11 protein-coding genes are annotated in these 18,192 nt (G+C 67.0%); 6 read left to right on the top strand and 5 right to left on the bottom strand.

All coding sequences use genetic code 11. The features are described 5' to 3' along the window. Nucleotides 1–23: 23 nt before the first annotated feature. The gene (locus tag D5301_RS10915; protein WP_043400521.1) at nt 24–1,889 is read right to left on the bottom strand and encodes an ABC-F family ATP-binding cassette domain-containing protein; all 1,866 of its coding nucleotides are present in this window, start codon (nt 1,887–1,889) and stop codon (nt 24–26) included. 336 nt (nt 1,890–2,225) lie between these two features. Here D5301_RS10915 and D5301_RS10910 point away from each other — a divergent pair, with 336 nt between their 5' ends. Next, nucleotides 2,226–4,613, top strand: coding sequence for a TonB-dependent receptor (locus D5301_RS10910; RefSeq protein WP_153855701.1), 2,388 nt, complete (start codon nt 2,226–2,228; stop codon nt 4,611–4,613). Between the two features lie 189 nt (nt 4,614–4,802). Further along, nucleotides 4,803–6,500: a YbaL family putative K(+) efflux transporter gene (gene ybaL, locus D5301_RS10905; RefSeq protein ID WP_088026892.1), complete on the top strand. Its 1,698-nt coding sequence runs from the start codon at nt 4,803–4,805 to the stop codon at nt 6,498–6,500. A 429-nt stretch (nt 6,501–6,929) separates the two neighbouring features. Here ybaL and D5301_RS10900 read toward each other — a convergent pair whose 3' ends face one another. Then, nucleotides 6,930–8,216, bottom strand: coding sequence for an aminotransferase class V-fold PLP-dependent enzyme (locus tag D5301_RS10900; protein ID WP_032128543.1), 1,287 nt, complete (start codon nt 8,214–8,216; stop codon nt 6,930–6,932). Between the two features lie 182 nt (nt 8,217–8,398). Between D5301_RS10900 and D5301_RS10895 the strand changes: the two genes are divergently transcribed. From D5301_RS10895 to D5301_RS10885, 3 genes are all read left to right on the top strand, one after another. Then, nucleotides 8,399–9,136, top strand: a complete 738-nt coding sequence (locus D5301_RS10895) for a response regulator transcription factor (protein WP_049461520.1) — start codon at nt 8,399–8,401, stop codon at nt 9,134–9,136. Then, complete coding sequence (locus tag D5301_RS10890) at nt 9,133–10,428, top strand: ATP-binding protein (protein WP_153855700.1); 1,296 nt, start codon at nt 9,133–9,135, stop codon at nt 10,426–10,428. Before D5301_RS10895 ends, D5301_RS10890 begins: the two co-directional genes overlap by 4 nt. Nucleotides 10,429–10,568: 140 nt before the next feature. After that, on the top strand, nt 10,569–11,369 hold the full coding sequence (locus D5301_RS10885) for a MipA/OmpV family protein (RefSeq protein ID WP_153855699.1): 801 nt from the start codon (nt 10,569–10,571) through the stop codon (nt 11,367–11,369). A 72-nt stretch (nt 11,370–11,441) separates the two neighbouring features. Here D5301_RS10885 and clpB read toward each other — a convergent pair whose 3' ends face one another. Together clpB and D5301_RS10875 are read right to left on the bottom strand one after the other, a co-directional pair. Continuing rightward, entirely contained in the window at nt 11,442–14,027 is a 2,586-nt protein-coding gene (gene clpB, locus D5301_RS10880) for an ATP-dependent chaperone ClpB (RefSeq protein ID WP_153855698.1), read from the bottom strand. 181 nt (nt 14,028–14,208) lie between these two features. Further along, nucleotides 14,209–15,030 (bottom strand): DUF3014 domain-containing protein, encoded by an 822-nt coding sequence (locus tag D5301_RS10875; protein WP_153855697.1) that lies wholly within the window; start codon nt 15,028–15,030, stop codon nt 14,209–14,211. A gap of 172 nt (nt 15,031–15,202) precedes the next feature. Here D5301_RS10875 and D5301_RS10870 point away from each other — a divergent pair, with 172 nt between their 5' ends. After that, nucleotides 15,203–15,913: a glutathione S-transferase gene (locus D5301_RS10870; RefSeq protein ID WP_153855696.1), complete on the top strand. Its 711-nt coding sequence runs from the start codon at nt 15,203–15,205 to the stop codon at nt 15,911–15,913. Between the two features lie 79 nt (nt 15,914–15,992). Here the strand turns inward: D5301_RS10870 and D5301_RS10865 are convergent, their stop codons facing one another. Further along, nucleotides 15,993–17,597: a hypothetical protein gene (locus D5301_RS10865; RefSeq protein ID WP_153855695.1), complete on the bottom strand. Its 1,605-nt coding sequence runs from the start codon at nt 17,595–17,597 to the stop codon at nt 15,993–15,995. Between the last annotated feature and the right edge of the window lie 595 nt (nt 17,598–18,192).

Below are 18,192 nucleotides of genomic sequence, written 5' to 3'. Positions count from 1 at the left end.
CGGCCAGCGGCCGGCACTACCGGTCAGGACTCCAGCAGTTCCATCCACGCGGCTTCGGCTTTTTCCAGCTGGGCGGCAGCGGTTTCGCGGTCACGGCCGATCACCGCCATGCGGGTGGCATCGGCGTAGTTGGCCGGGTCGGCCAGCTGGCGGTCCAGTTCGGCCAGGGCGCCTTCCAGCTCGGCCACCTTGGCTTCGGCGGCGGCCAGCTTGTGCGGGTTCACCGGCTTCTTCTGCACCACCTGCGCCACCGGTGCGGTCTTGACCACCACCGGCTCTTCCACCTGCTCCATGCGCGCCTTGGTGCCCTGCGCCTGCGGACGGGTGCGCAGCCACGCCGCGTAGGCGTCGAGGTCGCCGTCGAACGGCTCGACCACACCATCGGCCACGCGCCAGTAGGTATCGCAGACCAGGCCGATCAGGTGGCGGTCATGCGAGACCATCACGATCGCGCCCTCGAAGGTGGCCAGTGCTTCGGCCAGCGCTTCGCGCATTTCCAGGTCAAGGTGGTTGGTCGGTTCGTCCAGCAGCAGCACGTTCGGCTGCTGCCAGGCGATCAGCGCCAGCGCCAGGCGCGCGCGCTCGCCACCGGAGAAACCATCCACCGGCTCGAACGCGCGGTCGCCCGGGAAGTTCCACTTGCCGAGGAAATCGCGGAACGACTGGTTCGGTGCGTCCGGCGCGATCTCGCGGAAATGCTCCATCGGCGACTGGCCTTCGTGCAGCGACTCCACCGTGTGCTGGGCGAAGTAGCCGATCTTCAGGTCCGGGTGCGCCATGCGCTCGCCGACGATCGGCGCCAGCTCGCCTACCAGGGTCTTCACCAGGGTGGTCTTACCGGCACCGTTGGGGCCGAGCAGGCCGATGCGCTGGCCCGCTTCCAGGCCGAAGCCGACGTTGTGCAGGATCACCGCGTCCTTGCCGTAGCCAGCCTCGACGTGGTTCAGGCGGATCAGCGAGAACGGCAGCTTGGCCGGCGGCGCGAACTCGATGCGGAATTCGCGCTCGGCACGCACCGCTTCGGTGCCGGCCAGCTTGGCCAGGCGCTTCATGCGGCTCTGCGCCTGCGCGGCCTTGCTGGCCTGCGCCTTGAAGCGGTCGATGAAGCTCTGCAGGTGGGCGCGCTCGGCCTGTTCCTTCTCGTGCGCGATCTGCTGCTGGCGCAGCTGTTCGGCGCGCTGGCGCTCGAAGTCGGTGTAGCCGCCCGGGTAGAGCTTGGCGCCGCCACCGTGCAGGTGCAGGGTGTGGGTAGCCACGTTGTCGAGGAACTCGCGGTCATGCGAGATCAGCAGCAGCGTACCCGGGTACTTCAGCAGCCACTGTTCCAGCCAGTACACCGCGTCCAGATCCAGGTGGTTGGTCGGTTCGTCCAGCAGCAGCAGGTCGCTGGGCATCATCAGCGCGCGTGCCAGGTTCAGGCGCACGCGCCAGCCGCCGGAGAACGAAGACACCGCGCGATGGTGGGTCTCGGCCGGGAAGCCCAGGCCATGCAGCAGCTTGCCGGCACGCGCTTCGGCGTCGTAGGCATTGAGCTCGGCCATCTTCGTATGCGCTTCGGCCACCGCTTCCCAGTCTTCGCGGGCGGTCGCCTCGGCCTCGGCAGCCAGCACCGCGGCCACCTCGATGTCGCCGCCGAGCACGAAGCTCAGCGCCGGGTCGGGCAGCGACGGGGTTTCCTGGGCAACGCTGGCGATGCGCACCTTGCCGGGCAGATCGACATCGCCCTTGTCGGCCTCCAGCTCACCCTTCACTGCCGCGAACAGGCTGGACTTGCCAGCACCGTTGCGGCCGACCACACCCACCCGGTAACCGGCGTGCAGGGTCAGGTCGACATTGGACAACAGCAGCCGCTCGCCGCGGCGCAAGGCGAAATTACGAAGGGAGATCATCGGGGGAGGCGTCCATATAACCGAATGGAATGTGCTGGTGAGCACTGTTCCTGCGACGCAATTCTAGCGTTAACGAATACTTGACGCGTCCCGGGATGCGCGGCGGCCGGCGTTCCTCTCTCCCACGTCCTCGCCGCGCGCGTCCCGGGCTCCCTCCCCCGCCAGTGCCGATCCGGGCTAAATGGTTGCTGCTGCAACGTTTTTTCCGATGACCGGCATTTGACAGGCACTGAATATCCCGTTAATTCCTGCTTTGCGCACCGCAACAACCGCCGTCCGCCTCACCCCCGTGATGTCGATTCCGGTGCCGCCCCCGCCAACCGGAGCTCCGTCCCGATGACCCGCAAGACCAGCCTGATCGCCGCCGCCGTCGCTGTCGCACTCGGTGGCTCTCCGTTCGTTGCCGCTGCCCAGCAGGCCGGCACCGCCGCCAACACCCTGGACACGGTGATCGTGACCGGTACCCGCGTGGCCGACCGCACGGTGGCCGAGTCGCAGTCGCCGATCGACATCATCACCCCCGAAGCCCTGCAGTCCACCGGTACCAGTGAGCTGGCCACCGCACTGTCGCGCGCCCTGCCCTCACTGAACTTCCCGCGCCCGGCGCTGACCGACGGCACCAGCGGTGTGCGCCCGGCGCAGCTGCGTGGCCTGTCGCCGGACCAGGTGCTGGTGCTGGTCAACGGCAAGCGCCGCCACACCTCGGCGATGATCAACGTCAACGGCAGCATCGGCCGTGGCTCGTCGGCGGTGGACATCAACGCGATCCCGATCGCTGCCATCGAGCGCGTGGAAGTGCTGCGCGACGGCGCGTCGGCGCAGTACGGCTCGGATGCCATCGCCGGCGTCATCAACATCGTGCTCAAGGGCAGCGGCCGCGGCGGCAGCCTGGCGGTGGACTACGGCCAGTATTCGGCCGGTGACGGCAACAAGTACCAGCTGTCCGGCGACACCGGCGTCGAGTTCGGCAATGGCCGCGGCCGCGTGCACGTGGCCGGCCAGATCAGCCAGCAGGACGAGAGCAACCGCGCCGGCCCGTACCGCGGCACCACCCCCAACACCGGCAATTTCCCCAGCATCGGCCAGACCACCTTCATCGTCGGCGACCCGCGCGTGGATGCCACCGCCGCCTCGGCCAACGCCAGCTTCGACTTCAGCGACCACGTGACCGGCTACGCCAGCGCGCTGCTGAGCAACCGCGACATCACTTCGTTCGCGTTCTACCGCTCGCGCAACCACAACGGGCAGAGCGCGCTGCTGGCGCAGACCTACCCGGACGGCTTCGTGCCGGAGATCAACCAGTACTCCAAGGACCGCTCGCTGGTGGCCGGGGTCAAGGGCAACACCGACAACGGCTGGACCTGGGACCTGAGCCTGAACCATGGCGAGAACACCCTGGACTTCCACACCCGCAACAGCATCAACTACAGCCTGGGTGCAACCAGCCCGCGCTCGTTCTACGACGGCACGCTGAAGTACCAGCAGGACATCTTCAATGCCGACCTGACCAAGTCGCTGGACTGGGGCCTGGCCTATCCGGTCACGCTGTCCTTCGGCGGTGAGTACCGCAAGGAGAAGTGGGACCAGAAGCCAGGCGAACTGAACTCGTACACCGGCAGTGGCGCGCAGGGCTTCGGTGGCTTCACCCCGACCAATGAAGTGCATGCCGACCGCCACAACTACGCGGTCTACGCCGGCCTGGAAGCGGACCTGACCGAGAAGTTCTCGGCCGGCATCACCGGCCGCTACGAGGACTACTCGGACTTCGGCGACCGCTTCTCCGGCAAGCTGTCGGCGCGCTACGCATTCACCGACAAGGTCGCGCTGCGGGCCACCGCCTCCAGCGGCTTCCGCGCACCGTCGCTGGCGCAGCAGGGCTACCAGGCGGTCACCAGCCAGTTCACCAACGGCGTGTTCGTCGAGCGCGGCACCTTCCCCACCACCAGCCAGGCCGCACAGGCACTGGGCGCCTCGCCGCTGAAGGCTGAGACCTCTACCTCCTACAGCGTGGGCCTGGTGCTGCAGCCGGTCGACCGCCTGTACATCACTGTCGACGCCTACCAGATCGACATCGATGATCGTATCGCGCTGTCGTCCAGCATCACCACCAACACCGCCACCAGCGCGTTGCTGACCAGCCTGGGCCTGCCGCAGGTGACCGCGTTCTCGTACTTCACCAACGGCCTGGATACGCGCACCCGCGGCGTCGATTTCGTGTCCAGCTACACGGTGCCCTTCAGCGCCAGCAGCCTGGAACTGACCGCCGCGTACAGCTACAACGACACCGAAGTGCGCCGCGTCGGCGGTACCCCGGCGGTGTTCGGCACGCTGGGCCTGAACCAGTCGCTGATCGGCCGCGATGAGATCGGCCGCATCGAGGACAGCTATCCGCGCGACAAGGCGATCCTGAGCGGCACCTGGCGTTCGGACCACTGGGAACTGGGCCTGGCCGCGACCCGCTACGGCAAGTTCACGGTGCGCAACTCGGCCACCGCACTGCGCGACCAGACCTATGGCGACGCCTGGGTGGTGGATGCCTCGGCCAGCTACAAGCCGAGCAGCAACTGGACCCTGACCGTGGGCGCCGACAACCTGCTGGACAAGTATCCGGACCGCACCGAAGACCTGCAGAACTCGACCTTCGGCATGCTGCCGTACAGCAACTACTCGCCGTTCGGCTTCAACGGCGCGTATGTCTACGGGCGGATCAAGTACACCTGGTAAGCGGTATCGGTAGCGCCGGGCCATGCCCGGCGCCGCTCTGGTAGTGCCGGCCGCTGGCCGGCAATCCCCTGGTGGGGTCAGATCCCTTTTCCTTCGGGAAAAGGGATCTGACCCCAATCGCATTTAAGGTTTGCCGTATCTGGCCTCATCGGTGAAAATCGGGATACCCCCGATTTCCTGCGAGTGCCGATGCACCATGACACCGACCTGATCAACATCGTTGCCGTTGGCCTGGGGCTCGCCTTCATCTTCGGCGCGCTGGCCAACAAGCTCCGCTTGTCTCCCCTGGTCGGTTACCTGGTTGCTGGCATCTGCGTAGGCCCGTTCACTCCCGGCTTCGTTGCCGACCAGGCGCTGGCCAACCAGCTGGCCGAGCTGGGCGTGATGCTGCTGATGTTCGGCGTCGGCCTGCACTTCTCGCTGAAGGACCTGATGGCGGTCAAGGCCATCGCCATCCCCGGTGCCATTGGGCAGATCGCGGTCGCTACCCTGCTCGGCTGGGGCGTAGCCTCGCTGATGGGCTGGCCCGCCATCCATGGCGTCATCTTCGGTTTCTCGCTGGCCACCGCCAGTACCGTGGTACTGCTGCGGGCGATGGAGGAACGCCGCCTGCTGGAAACCATGCGCGGCAAGATCGCGGTCGGCTGGCTGATCGTGGAAGACCTGGCCTGTGTGCTGGCGCTGGTGATGATGCCGGTGATGGCCGGTGTCTTCGGCCCCGACGCGGCCAAGGAATCGCACTCGCTGGGCAGCGTGCTGGCCGACATCGGCTGGACCTTCGTGCAGCTGGGCCTGTTCGTGGCGGTGATGCTGGTGGTCGGGCGCCGGGTCATCCCGTGGATCCTCGAACGTATCGCCGGCACCGGTTCGCGCGAACTGTTCACCCTGTCGGTGCTGGCGATCGCGCTGGGCGTGGCGTTCGGCTCGGCGATGCTGTTCGGCGTCTCGTTCGCGCTGGGCGCGTTCTTCGCCGGCATGCTGCTCAACGAATCGGAGCTGAGCCACAAGGCCGCGCATGATTCACTGCCGCTGCGCGATGCGTTCGCGGTGCTGTTCTTCGTCTCGGTGGGCATGCTGTTCGATCCGAACATCCTCATCCAGCACCCGTGGCAGGTGCTGGCCACGGTGCTGATCATCATGTTCGGCAAGTCGGCGGCGGCGTTCTTCATCGTGCGCGCCTTCGGCCACCCGACCAGCACCGCGCTGACCATCTCGGCCAGCCTGGCGCAGATCGGCGAATTCGCCTTCATCATCGCCGGCCTCGGCGTGGCGCTGCAGATCCTGCCGAAGGAAGGCCAATCGCTGGTACTGGCCGGTGCGCTGGTGTCGATCATGCTCAACCCGCTGGTATTCGGGCTGCTGGACCGTTGGCAGGCCAAGCAGGAACAGCAGCCGCAGCCGGCCGAGCCGGAAGAGGCCATCGGCCCATCGCGTGATCTGAACGGGCACGCGATCGTGATCGGCTACGGCCGGGTCGGCAGCGAGCTGGCACAGGTGCTGCGCGATCGCGGCGTGCCGGTGCTGGTGATCGATGACAACAAGGAACATGTCGAGCAGGCGCACGCCAAGGGCCTGGCGGCGATCCGTGGCAGTGCTGCCGCCGACCGGGTGCTGGCCGAGGCCCATCCGGAGCGCGCGAAGATTGCGGTGCTGGCGATTCCACAGCCACTGGAGGCCGGTGAGGCGCTGGCCAAGCTGCGGGCGATCAACCCGGAGCTGACGCTGCTGGCGCGTGCGCACAGCGATGCGGAGGTGAAGCATCTGCTGGAACACGGTGCGGATGGCACGGTGATGGCCGAGCGTGAGCTGGCGTACTCGCTGGCGGAGATGGTGATGTCCACGCCGCCGTATCGCGGGCTGGGACAGCACAGTATTCCGGTGGTGTGAGAGGTGTGGGTGCGGCAGGGCTTGCAGCCCTGCACCTGCTGAAGCAACGTCAACGACAAAAGCAAAAGCTGGCATTCCGTGGGATGGCGGGGGGGGGCCGGTGGCGGGAGACGCCGTAAACCCTTCCATGGGGGCTTGGCCGCGGCATCCATGCCGCGGACACTCCCGCCACCGGACCCACCCCGCCTTCGACAATTTCCTGCGGCTGTTGGTAGGTGTCGACCTTGGTCGACACGGCGGTGCATGGGGTCAAATCCGTTTTCCGCAGGAAAACGGATCTGACCCGGAAACAAAAGAATCCCCGGTCGACCCGCATCGACCGGGGATCTGGATCGCCACGTTGCCACACCTTGGAGAGGCAGTTCCACCGTAGCGCATCGCGGCGTGCGTGGTGATCGCCTGTGGCGATGACGACCAAGCGTGCGGCTATCAGGCGCCGGCCAGGGCCTGTTCCAGGTCGGCGCGCAGGTCGCCGATGTGCTCGATGCCGATCGACAGCCGCACCGTGTCTTCGCTGACGCCGGCCTTGGCCAGTTCGGCGGCGTCCAGCTGGCGATGGGTGGTCGAGGCGGGATGGGTGGCCAGTGACTTCGCGTCGCCCAGGTTGACCAGGCGGGTGAACAGCTTCAGTGCATCGAGGAAGCGTGCGCCGGCTTCACGGCCGCCCGGCAGGCCGAAGGTCAGTACGCCCGAGCCGTGCCCGCCCAGGTAGCGCTGCGCGGCGGCGTGCTCGGGGTCGTCGGCCAACCCGGCGTAGCGCACCCAGGCCACCTTTGCGTGTGACTTCAGGAACTGCGCGACGGCCAGTGCGTTGGCGTTGATGCGTTCCATGCGCAGCGCCAGGGTCTCGATGCCCTGCAGGATCAGGAACGCGTTGAACGGTGACAGCGCCGCGCCGGTATTGCGCAGCGGCACCACCCGCGCGCGGCCGATGTAGGCCGCTGGCCCCAGCGCTTCGGTATAGACCACGCCGTGGTAGCTGGGGTCGGGCTGGTTGAGCCGCGCGAAGCGCTGGGGTTGTGCAGCCCAGTCGAAGCGGCCGGAATCGACGATCGCGCCGCCCAGGCTGTTGCCGTGGCCGCCGAGGTACTTGGTCAGCGAATGCACCACGATGTCGGCGCCGTGCTCGAACGGGCGCAGCAGGAACGGGGTGGCCACCGTGTTGTCGACGATCAGCGGCACGCCGGCGGCATGCGCGACCTCGGCGATGGCGGCGATGTCGGTGACGTTGCCACGCGGGTTGCCGATCGATTCGACGAACACGGCCTTCGTGCGTTCATCGATCAGCGCGGCGAACGCGGACGGATCGGCCGGGTCGGCGAAGCGCGCCTGGATGCCGTACTGCGGCAGGGTGTGCGCCAGCAGGTTGAGGCTGCCGCCATACAACGCACTGGAGGCGACGATGTTGTCGCCGGCCTCGGCGATGGTCTGGATGGCATAGGTGATGGCCGCCTGCCCCGAGGCCAGCGCCAGCGCACCGATGCCGCCTTCCAGCGCGGCCAGGCGCTGCTCCAGTACGTCGGTGGTGGGGTTCATGATGCGCGTGTAGATGTTGCCCGGCACCTTCAGATCGAACAGGTCGGCACCGTGCTGGGTGTCATCGAAGGCATAGGCCACGGTCTGGTAGATCGGTACCGCCACCGCACGTGTGGTCGGGTCGGGACGGTAGCCGCCGTGCACGGCCAGGGTTTCCAGTTGCCACTGCGGGTCGCTCATTGCACCAGGCTCCATCCGGGGAAACCGCCACCATAGGCCAGCCAGGAGCATCCGCTGAGAGCCGCTGGCGATGACGTCCGTACCACCGGTTATCAGGTTGGCCACGATTCAGGCAGCCGTCATGGGCCATTGCTAGGCTTCGCCACCGGGCGCCCCTGCCCGGGCACGGAGGCCCAACGCGCATGCAGCCATCCCCTTGGACACCCACCGCCAGCGGTACGCCGACCCCGGTCCTGCTGGTGGAGGACGACCGCCGCCTGGCAGAGCTGGTCAGCGACTATCTCCACGAACATGGCTTCGCCGTGCAGCATGTGGCCCGTGGCGACCTGGCCGGTGCCGCCTGCCGCCAGCACGCGCCGGAACTGGTGGTGCTGGACCTGATGCTGCCCGGCCTGGGCGGCATCGACGTGTGCCGGCAGATCCGCAGCTTCTCCGATGTGCCGATCCTGATGCTGACGGCCTGCGAGGACGACATCGAGCAGGTGCTCGGCCTGGAATCGGGCGCCGACGACTATGTGCACAAGCCGATCGAGCCGCGCCTGCTGCTGGCTCGCCTGCGCGCCCTGCTGCGCCGCCGTCATGGCAGCAGCAACACCGGCACCCCCTGCCGCCTGATGCACGGCGAGCTGCTGATCGACCGCATGCAGCGCGAGGTGCACCTGCACGGCCAGCCGGTGGACATGGGCACCACCGAATTCGAGATCCTGTGGCTGCTGGCCAGCCAGCCGGGGCAGATCCTCTCGCGTGACCAGATCCTGCAGGCGGTGCGCGGCATCGGCTTCGACGGGCTGGACCGCAGTGTCGATGTCAGCATCGGCAAGCTGCGCCGCAAGCTGGGGGATGACGCGCGCGAACCGCGGCGGATCAAGACGGTGTGGGGCCGCGGCTACCAGTTCAATCCCTCGTCCTGGTCGGCATGAAGCGGCTGTTCCTGCGCCTGTGGCTGGTGGTCGGCGCGAGCTTCCTGATCACCCTGCTGCTGATCAACGTGATCTTCGATCGCATCTACCTGCCGTTCCAGCAGCGTGTATTCGCAGAGCAGGTGCGCGGCCAGTTGTATGCATTGCGGCAGGGGCTGGACGGAAAGGACTCCGCCGCCCAGCAGAACCAGCTGGCGCAATGGCAACCCCACTATGGCATTGCACTGGCACTGCTGCCGTCAGCGCCGGCCCTCGAGGCCGGCGAACAGGAACAGCTGCGGCGCAACGGGCTCATCTCCCGGCAGAAGTTCGAGATCGTACTGGCGCCGCTTGATCCACTGCATCCCGATGGCCCCTGGCTGCGCCTGCACCTGCCAGGCGAGCCGTCGATGACCCTCTATCTCACCCTGATCGCCTATTCGGTGATGCTGGCCCTGTTCGGGCTGTGCCTGTACGCCTGGGTGCGCCTGCTCTGGCGTGATCTGGACGCCCTGCGCGTGCATGCCGACCGCATCGGCGCCGGCGATCTGCAGGCACGCGCGCAGGTCTCGCCGCGCTCGCAGATCCGGGTCATCGTCGACCATTCCAACCGCATGGCCGCACGCGTGGCCGAGCTGGTGCAGCGCCAGCGCGACCTGACCCATGCGATCTCGCACGAACTGCGTACCCCCATCGCACGCGTGGCCTTCGGCCTGGACCTGATGCAGGACAGCGATGATCGCGATCGCCGCGCACGGCTGGCCCAGGGCCTGCATGGCGACCTGGCCGAACTCAACCGGCTGGTCAGCGAACTGTTGGCCTATGAACGCCTGGAACACCCCAGCGACGGCGAGCCTCTGCAACGCATCGAGGCCAATGACTGGCTGCAGGACTGCCTGGCCGATGCGCGACGCGACGCGGAACGGACCGGACTTGTCGTGCGCGTGCAGCCCAGTGCGTTGCCGCGGGTGGATGCCGAACCGCGGCTGCTGCAGCTGGCGCTGAGCAATCTGGTCGGCAACGCACTGCGTCATGCGCATTCGCAGGTCGAAGTCTCACTGGTCGGTGTGGGTGGCCGCGCCTGCCTGCGCGTGGATGATGACGGCCCGGGCATCGCCGAGGCCGACCACGAAAAAGTGATGCGCCCGTTCACCCGCCTGGATGACAGCCGCAGCCGCGATACCGGCGGCTTCGGCCTGGGCCTGGCCATCGTCAACCGCATTGCAGCCCGCCACGGCGGCGAGCTGCGCATCAGCCGCGCCACGCTGGGCGGCGCGCGCCTGGAAATGCACTGGCCGCTGGCTGCCAGCTGAACGCCTACGGGCGCGATTACAGTTGATTACAACTCCCGCACAACTGCGGACGGATCGGTCGCCGGCATATCGCCACGCTGGCGACCCTGCAGCACACGCCGGATGCGCGTGCTGCACTCCTCCCATTGTCGAGAGTGCCCATGTCCCAGCGTCACCGTTCCCCGTCCCTGCTCTGCCTGGCCCTGCTGCCCCTGTTCGCCGCGCCGATCGCCCATGCCAAGGATGATCACTGGACCTTCGAAGTCGCCGCCGGTGGTGGCGTGACCCCGCGCTACAGCGGCAGCGAGGACTATCGTGCGACGCCATCGCTGTCCTTCGATGTCACCTCGCCGGGGGGATGGTTTCTTGGCACCAGTGGCATCGGCTGGGGCACCTCCATCGGCGAGCACACCCGCGTACGGGCCTACGTCGGCGCCAGCGGCATCCGCAAGGACAAGGACTCCCTGCTCGGCGGTTCGGATTTCCTGCGCGGCATGGGTGATATCGATACCCGTCCCCTGGTCGGCGTCTCGGCTGGTTATACGCTGGGCGAAGCCGTGCTGAGTGGCGCCTGGCAGTTCACCCGCAAGGACGAGGACAAGGCCGAGAACGGCCTGGCCACCCAGCAGATCCACCTGAACCTGACGATGCCGCTGTTCGACCTGGCCGGCGGCGTGGTCAGCGGCAGCGTGTCCACCGACTACGGCAACCGTGGCTACATGCAGACCTGGTACGGCGTCAGCCCGGAACAGGCGGCGCGCACCGGCTTTGCCCAGCACACGCCGAAAGCCGGCCTGGTCAGTGCCGGTCTTGGCCTGAAATGGAGCCACCGCGTGGGCCGCAACGGCAACTGGTACATCTCGGCCGAGGGCACGCGACTGCTTGGCGACGCCGCCGACAGCCCGATCGTGCAGAAGCCCAACCAGTTCGGCCTGATGAGCGGCTACACGCACCGCTTCTGAGTGAGCGCCGGGCATGGCCCGGCGTACCTCGCAGGAAACGGGGCGCTGCGGCCAGGCAGTGCCCCGTGTGAATCAGACCTTGGCGAACACCAGATGGCCGCCGTCGTTGCCGACTTCGATGGTGTCGCCGTTGGCGAAGGCACCGGACAGGATCTTCTGCGCCAGCGGGTTCTCCAGCTGCGCCTGGATCGCGCGCTTCAACGGGCGTGCGCCATACACCGGATCGAAACCGACGTTGCCAAGCAGGTCGAACGCTGCATCGGACACCACCAGCTTCAAGCCACGCTCGGCCAGCCGCTTTTCCAGGCCACGCATCTGGATGCGCGCGATCTGCTTGATCTGCTGCTTGTCCAGCGGGTGGAACACCACGATATCGTCCAGGCGGTTGATGAACTCCGGACGGAAGTGCGCCTGCACCACGCCCATCACCGCCGCCTTCATCTGCGTGTAGGCCTCCGGGCTGTCATCAGCGCTCATGTCCTGGATCTGGTGCGAACCCAGGTTCGAGGTCATCACGATGACGGTGTTGCGGAAGTCCACGGTGCGGCCCTGGCCATCGGTCAGGCGGCCATCGTCCAGTACCTGCAGCAGGATGTTGAACACATCCGGATGCGCCTTCTCCACTTCGTCGAGCAGGATCAGCGAGTACGGACGGCGACGCACGGCCTCGGTCAGGTAGCCACCCTCTTCGTATCCGACGTAGCCCGGGGGCGCACCGATCAGGCGGGCGACGCTGTGCTTCTCCATGAACTCGCTCATGTCGATGCGGATCATCGCGTCGGCACTGTCGAACAGGAACTCGGCCAGCGACTTGCACAGCTCGGTCTTGCCGACGCCGGTCGGGCCGAGGAAGAGGAACGAACCGGCCGGGCGATTCGGATCGGACAAGCCCGCACGCGAACGGCGCACGGCATCGGAGACGACCTTGATCGCTTCCTCCTGGCCGACCACGCGGTTGTGCAGCACCTCTTCCATCCGCAGCAGCTTGTCGCGCTCACCTTCGAGCATCTTGTTGACCGGGATGCCGGTCCAGCGCGATACGACCTCGGCGATCTCCTCGTCGGTGACCCGATCCTGCACCAGCTTGAAGTCCCTGTGTTCGGCTTCCTGCGCAGCGGCCAGCTGCTTTTCCAGCTGCGGCAGCAGGCCGTACTGGATCTCGCTCATCTTGGCGAAATCCTGGCGGCGCTGCGCGGCTTCCAGCTCCAGCTTGGCCTGCTCGACCTGCTCCTTGATCTTGGTCGCGCCCTGCAGCGCGGCCTTCTCCGACTTCCAGATTTCATTGAGGTCGGAGAACTCGCGCTCCAGCGCCTCGATGTCGTTCTCCAGATCGGCCAGGCGCTGCCGCGAGGCCTCGTCCTTTTCCTTCTTCAGCATCTCGCGCTGGATCTTCAGCTGGATCACCCGGCGTTCCAGGCGGTCCAGCTCCTCCGGCTTGGAGTCGATCTCCATGCGCAGGCGCGAAGCGGCCTCGTCCATCAGGTCGATGGCCTTGTCCGGCAGCTGGCGGTCGGTGATGTAGCGGTTGGACAGCGTGGCGGCGGCGACGATGGCCGGGTCGGTGATCTCCACGCCATGGTGCAGCGCGTACTTTTCCTTCAGGCCGCGCAGGATGGCGATGGTGTCCTCCACCGACGGCTCACCAACGAAGACCTTCTGGAAGCGGCGCTCCAGCGCGGCATCCTTCTCGATGTACTTGCGGTACTCGTCCAGCGTGGTCGCGCCGATGCAATGCAGCTCACCGCGTGCCAGCGCCGGCTTCAGCATGTTGCCGGCATCCATCGCGCCGTCAGCCTTGCCGGCGCCGACCATGGTGTGCAGTTCGTCGATGAACAGGATGATCTGGCCTTCGTTCTTGGCCAGGTCGTTGAGCACGCCCTTGAGGCGTTCCTCGAATTCGCCACGGAACTTGGCGCCGGCAATCAACGCGCCCATGTCCAGCGACAGCACACGCTTGCCGCGCAGTCCCTCGGGCACTTCGTCGTTGATGATGCGCTGGGCCAGGCCTTCCACGATCGCGGTCTTGCCCACGCCGGGTTCGCCGATCAGCACCGGGTTGTTCTTGGTCCGGCGCTGCAGCACCTGGATGGTGCGGCGGATTTCCTCGTCACGGCCGATCACCGGATCAAGCTTGCCGCTCTCGGCACGCGCGGTCAGGTCGATGGTGTACTTCTCCAGCGCCTGCCGCTGTTCCTCGGCATTCTCCGACTGCACGTTCTCGCCGCCACGCAGCTTGTCGATCGCGGCCTGCAGGCGGGTCTTGTCGGCACCGGCGGCGCGCAGCGCCATGCCCAGCGTGCCACTGTCTTCCAGCGCCGCCAGCACGAACCACTCGCTGGCGATGAAAGCATCGCCGTTCTGCTGGGCCAGCTTGTCAGTCTGGTTCAGCAGACGCCCCAGGTCATTGCCCATCGAGACGTTGCCGGCCTGGCCGGACACCTTGGGCAGCGCATCCAGCGCCTCGGTCAGGCGCTCGCGCAGGACCGGCACGTTCACCCCCGCCTGGGCCAGCAGCGGGCGCGTGCTGCCGCCCTGCTGGTCCAGCAACGCGCTGAACAGGTGAACCGGTTCGATGATGCTGTTGTCGCGGCCTACGGCCAGCGACTGTGCGTCTGCCAGCGCCTGCTGGAAACGCGAAGTGAGCTTGTCCATCCGCATTGCGAAACCTCATCGGTCATCAGGGCCGGCCCGCGCCGGCGATGCTGGAAAGATGCGGTTGCCCCACCCCGTTTCAAGGGTGACTGCGACTGCACCCCGAGGCCAGTCAGCCTGCGGCCAGCATGCCGGAACGGGTGTGGTCGGCGCGTTGATCCCGATCAGTTCTGCGCGGTGGACGGGCTCAGCGGGTGATCGCGCTGCGGATCGCCCGCAGCTGCTGCTTGACCGCCCTTGCCTGCGCCACATCCATGCGCAGCAGGGCCTTCTGGCCGATGGACCTCGACTGCAGGGTGGGATCGACGAAGCGATAGCGGCCGCGTTCATCGCGTGCCACCTGCGGCGCCTGGGCCAGTTCCGGGGTCTCCAGCAGGTGGTCGATCACCGTGACCAGACGATCGTTGAAGTAGCCCTCGGGCCGGCCCAGGTCGACGTAAGCCTGCTGGATCAACGGATAGAAGCGCTTGTAGGTTGTCGCCGTTGCCGCCGGGTCCAGCGCGGTGAAGGCCTGCACGTAGGGCGCATAGCGCGCCGCGTTGCTGACGGCGATGTGTTCACCGCCTTCGCCTGGCTCCACCTGCAGGTTGCCCGGCAGCGGCCGCGCGGCCAGCGCGGTCGGCGGCACGCTGGGCTTGTCCAGATTGTCGACCTGGGTGACCAGGCGTTGGATCAGGTGGTCGCGCAGCAACAGGGTCAGCGGCCCCTCGCCCTGGAACAACTGGCTCAGTGCGCCCCAGGCCGCGGCATCGCTGTCAGCCAGCCTGGGCAACGCCGGGTCGGCCGCAGCCTCGGCATCCAGCGGATGCTTGATCGGGGGTGGTGCTGGCGCGGGCTCTGCGGCCGCCTTCGGTTGTGGTGGTGCACCGGTACTGGCGGGGGTTGATTGCACCGGCACCGAGACACCGTCCGCCAGGCTCTTCAGCTGGTCGCGGAACAGCCAACCGCCCGCGCCACCGACCACCACCACGCCCAACACCCAGGGCCATACCGCCTTTCCACTCTGCATGATGCAGTCCCTCATCGTTTCACCTGCATGGACAAGGTGTGACCCCGCTGATTCCAGCCGGTTCCCCGCTTGTTCCGCTGCCGTTCGGGTTGAGGCACCCGTCTTTCACGCTCACGTCTGCTTTGCACTGCCCGCGCGAGGCTATGTGTCCTTGTCCTGTGGAGACACCGCCATGCAGTACGCGCTGTATTACTGGACCGGCATCCAGGGCCGTGGCGAGTTCGTGCGGCTGGCGCTGGAAGATGCCGGTGCCGACTACATCGACATGGCGCGGGTGCACGGCGATGCAGTGATGCAGGCGTTTCTCGATGGCAGCAGTGAAGGTGCACAGCCCTTCGCGCCGCCGTTCCTGAAGGCCGGTCGCCAGGTCATCGCGCAGGTCGCGGCCATCCTGGATTTCCTGGGCCCGACGCTGGACCTGGTGCCGCAGGCGGCCTCGCGGCGGATACAGGCGCTGCAACTGCAGCTGACCATCGCTGATCTGGTGACCGAGGTGCATGACACCCATCATCCGATTGCCGCATCGAAGTACTACGAAGAGCAGAAGACCGAGGCCAAGGCACGTGCTGCGTCGCTGCGCAGCGAACGGCTGCCGAAGTTCCTCGGCTACTTCGAGCAGGTGCTGGCCGCCAACGGTGGCCGTCATGCACTGCGCGAGCACTCGTATGTGGATCTGTCGCTGTTCCAGCTGCTGAGCGGGCTGGACTACATGTTCCCGCGCCGCATGCAGGCACTGGTGCCGACCCTGCCCCTGCTGCGTGCGCTGCAGGAGCGGGTGGCGAAGCGGCCGAACATCGCCGCCTATCTGGGCTCGGAACGGCGGTTGCCGTTCAACACCAACGGCATCTTCCGCCACTATCCCGAGCTGGATGGGGAGCGGTAGTGCCGGCCGCTGGCCGGCAGCTGCACACTGCGTCCGAGGTCCATGAGGATGCCGGCCAGCGGCCCGCACTACTCTGGGGTCAGCTGTTTTCAGCCAGCGGCTTCACCGCCTGCTTCTGCAGCGACAGCAGGCCCAGCAGCACTGCCAAAGCCACGTACGCGCCGGCAAACTGCCAGCTGATGATGCGCGCCAGTCCGTCCAGGTCCCACGGCAGGTAGATGCCACCGCGCGGGTCCACCGAGTGGATCAGGCCGAACAAGGTCAGCACGGCGGCCACCAGCAGAAAGCCGCAGGCGCGGCGCAGGCGTCCATCGACCATGGCCGCCACCGCCGAGATCCACAGCATCGACGTGATGATGAAGCCGTTGCCAAGGGTGAAGATCACCGCCAGCTCGGGCAGGCCGTGGCCGTCGAGCTTGGTCAGCAGCTGCGGCAGCTGGTCCGGTGCGATCCAGCCCGGCGCCTTGATCGCCAGCAGGTAGGCCACCGACGGCAGGAAACCGAACACCATCGCGCCGGTATGGTGACGCGGCGTGGCCTGGAAGGCCTGGGTGGTGATATCGATGGCCACGTACACGATGATCGGTGCCAGCACCGCCAGCGGCAGCCACTGCACCAGCCCGGAGATGATGCCCAGCATGCCGCCGATGCCGACAAACAGGCCGGTCAGCAGCGTGTAGCCGCTGCGCGCGCCCATGTGCTTGTAGGCCGGCTGGCCGATGTACGGTGTGGTCTGCGCCACGCCGCCGCAGACACCGGCCACCAGCGTAGCCACCGCTTCCACCAGCAGGATGTCGCGGGTGCGGTAGTCATCACCAGCGGCGCGTGCGCTTTCGGACACGTTGATGCCACCGACCACCATCAGCAGGCCGAACGGCAGCAGCAGCGGCAGGTAGGTCATCGCCGTGGGCAGGCCTTCGAGGAAGCCCAGCGTCGGCAGCGGCAGCACCACCTGCGGCGGCACCCACGCCGGCACATGGAAGCCCGGTGCGCCCAGCCCGGCGATACCGAGGCCGTAATACAGCACGGTACCGAACACGAAGGCCAGCAGCACGCCGGGGCCACGCACCGGCAGCTTGCCCTTGGCAATCAGCACGTACAGCAGCAGGCCCAGGGTGGTGAAGCCGACCAGCGGCGAGCGCAGCGTTTCCAGCAGCGGTAGCAGGCCCATCAGCACCAGCGCGATACCCGCGATGGAACCCAGCAGCGCAGCCCGCGGCAGCGCGCGGGTGACCGCCTCGCCGAAGAACGACAGCACGAACTTGAGCACGCCCATGATGACCAGCGCGGCCATGCCCAGCTGCCAGGTGGCGATGCCCGCAGCATGCGGGTCCATGCCCTGCTGCTTGAAGGCGATGAAGGCCGGGCCGAGCACCAGCAGCGCCATGCCGATGCTGGTGGGTGCATCCAGGCCCAGCGGCATGGCGGTGACATCGTCGCGGCCGGTACGCGCAGCCAGCCGGCGCGCCATCAGGGTGTACAGCAGGTTGCCGACCAGCACGCCGAAGGCGGTGCCGGGGAACATGCGGCCGAACACCACGTCGGCGGGGAACTGGAAGATCCCGACCAGGGCCATGGCGATGAAGCCGAGGATGGAGAGGTTGTCGACGACCAGGCCGAAGAAGCCGTTGAAGTCGCCGGCGACGAACCAGCGACGCGGCGCGGCGGAAGCGGGAGCGGACATGGAAGGGGTGGTGGGGGTGGGGACCGCCGATGGTAGGCCCAGCGGGGCCGGCGCGCCAATTCCGTCGTGGAATGATGGGTTCCAGCCAACGGCGGAGCCCCTCGTGGCTGGGGGTGGGTCGTCAAAAGCAGCTTTATCGGAGTGGGCCGGTCGGGATGGGCTGCGCAGGACACGCCGTAAACCCATCCCTGGGGGCTCGATGGCGCCATCCATGGCGCCAACGGTCCTGCGCAGCCCATCCCGACCGGCCCCTGACAGTTTCCTGCGGGTGCCAACCACGGAAGAGAATCAAAAGTTCAAAAGCAAAGGCAGGCGCTCGTTGTAGAGCCGAACCCATGCTCGGCTGCTGTACGCGAAGCCTCTGAGCCGAGCATGGCTCGGCTCTACAGAAGATCATTTCGATCATTCTTGCGTTATCCACGCATGGCGTGGATCTACCGGCAGATCGCGATGATCTGTCGAAGGCGGGGTGGGTCCGGTTGCGGGGGCGTGAGCCGCATGGATGCGGCGACCGAGCTTACATGGATGTACTTGCAGCGTCCCCCGCAACCGGACCCACCCCGCCATCCCTCAGCAAACCCGCTTCTGCTCTGCC

The organism is Stenotrophomonas sp. MH181796, from assembly GCF_009659995.1.
Taxonomy (GTDB): Bacteria; Pseudomonadota; Gammaproteobacteria; order Xanthomonadales; family Xanthomonadaceae; genus Stenotrophomonas; species Stenotrophomonas riyadhensis.
Note: the sequence above shows the minus strand (reverse complement) of the source record. Positions and strands in the feature narration are given on the sequence as shown.

Coding starts and splice junctions, on each gene's coding strand:
- D5301_RS10915 (WP_043400521.1), bottom strand. CDS start 1,889: ATGATCTCCCTTCGTAATTTCGCCTTGCGCCGCGGCGAGCGGCTGCTG.
- D5301_RS10910 (WP_153855701.1), top strand. CDS start 2,226: ATGACCCGCAAGACCAGCCTGATCGCCGCCGCCGTCGCTGTCGCACTC.
- ybaL (WP_088026892.1), top strand. CDS start 4,803: ATGCACCATGACACCGACCTGATCAACATCGTTGCCGTTGGCCTGGGG.
- D5301_RS10900 (WP_032128543.1), bottom strand. CDS start 8,216: ATGAGCGACCCGCAGTGGCAACTGGAAACCCTGGCCGTGCACGGCGGC.
- D5301_RS10895 (WP_049461520.1), top strand. CDS start 8,399: ATGCAGCCATCCCCTTGGACACCCACCGCCAGCGGTACGCCGACCCCG.
- D5301_RS10890 (WP_153855700.1), top strand. CDS start 9,133: ATGAAGCGGCTGTTCCTGCGCCTGTGGCTGGTGGTCGGCGCGAGCTTC.
- D5301_RS10885 (WP_153855699.1), top strand. CDS start 10,569: ATGTCCCAGCGTCACCGTTCCCCGTCCCTGCTCTGCCTGGCCCTGCTG.
- clpB (WP_153855698.1), bottom strand. CDS start 14,027: ATGCGGATGGACAAGCTCACTTCGCGTTTCCAGCAGGCGCTGGCAGAC.
- D5301_RS10875 (WP_153855697.1), bottom strand. CDS start 15,030: ATGCAGAGTGGAAAGGCGGTATGGCCCTGGGTGTTGGGCGTGGTGGTG.
- D5301_RS10870 (WP_153855696.1), top strand. CDS start 15,203: ATGCAGTACGCGCTGTATTACTGGACCGGCATCCAGGGCCGTGGCGAG.
- D5301_RS10865 (WP_153855695.1), bottom strand. CDS start 17,597: ATGTCCGCTCCCGCTTCCGCCGCGCCGCGTCGCTGGTTCGTCGCCGGC.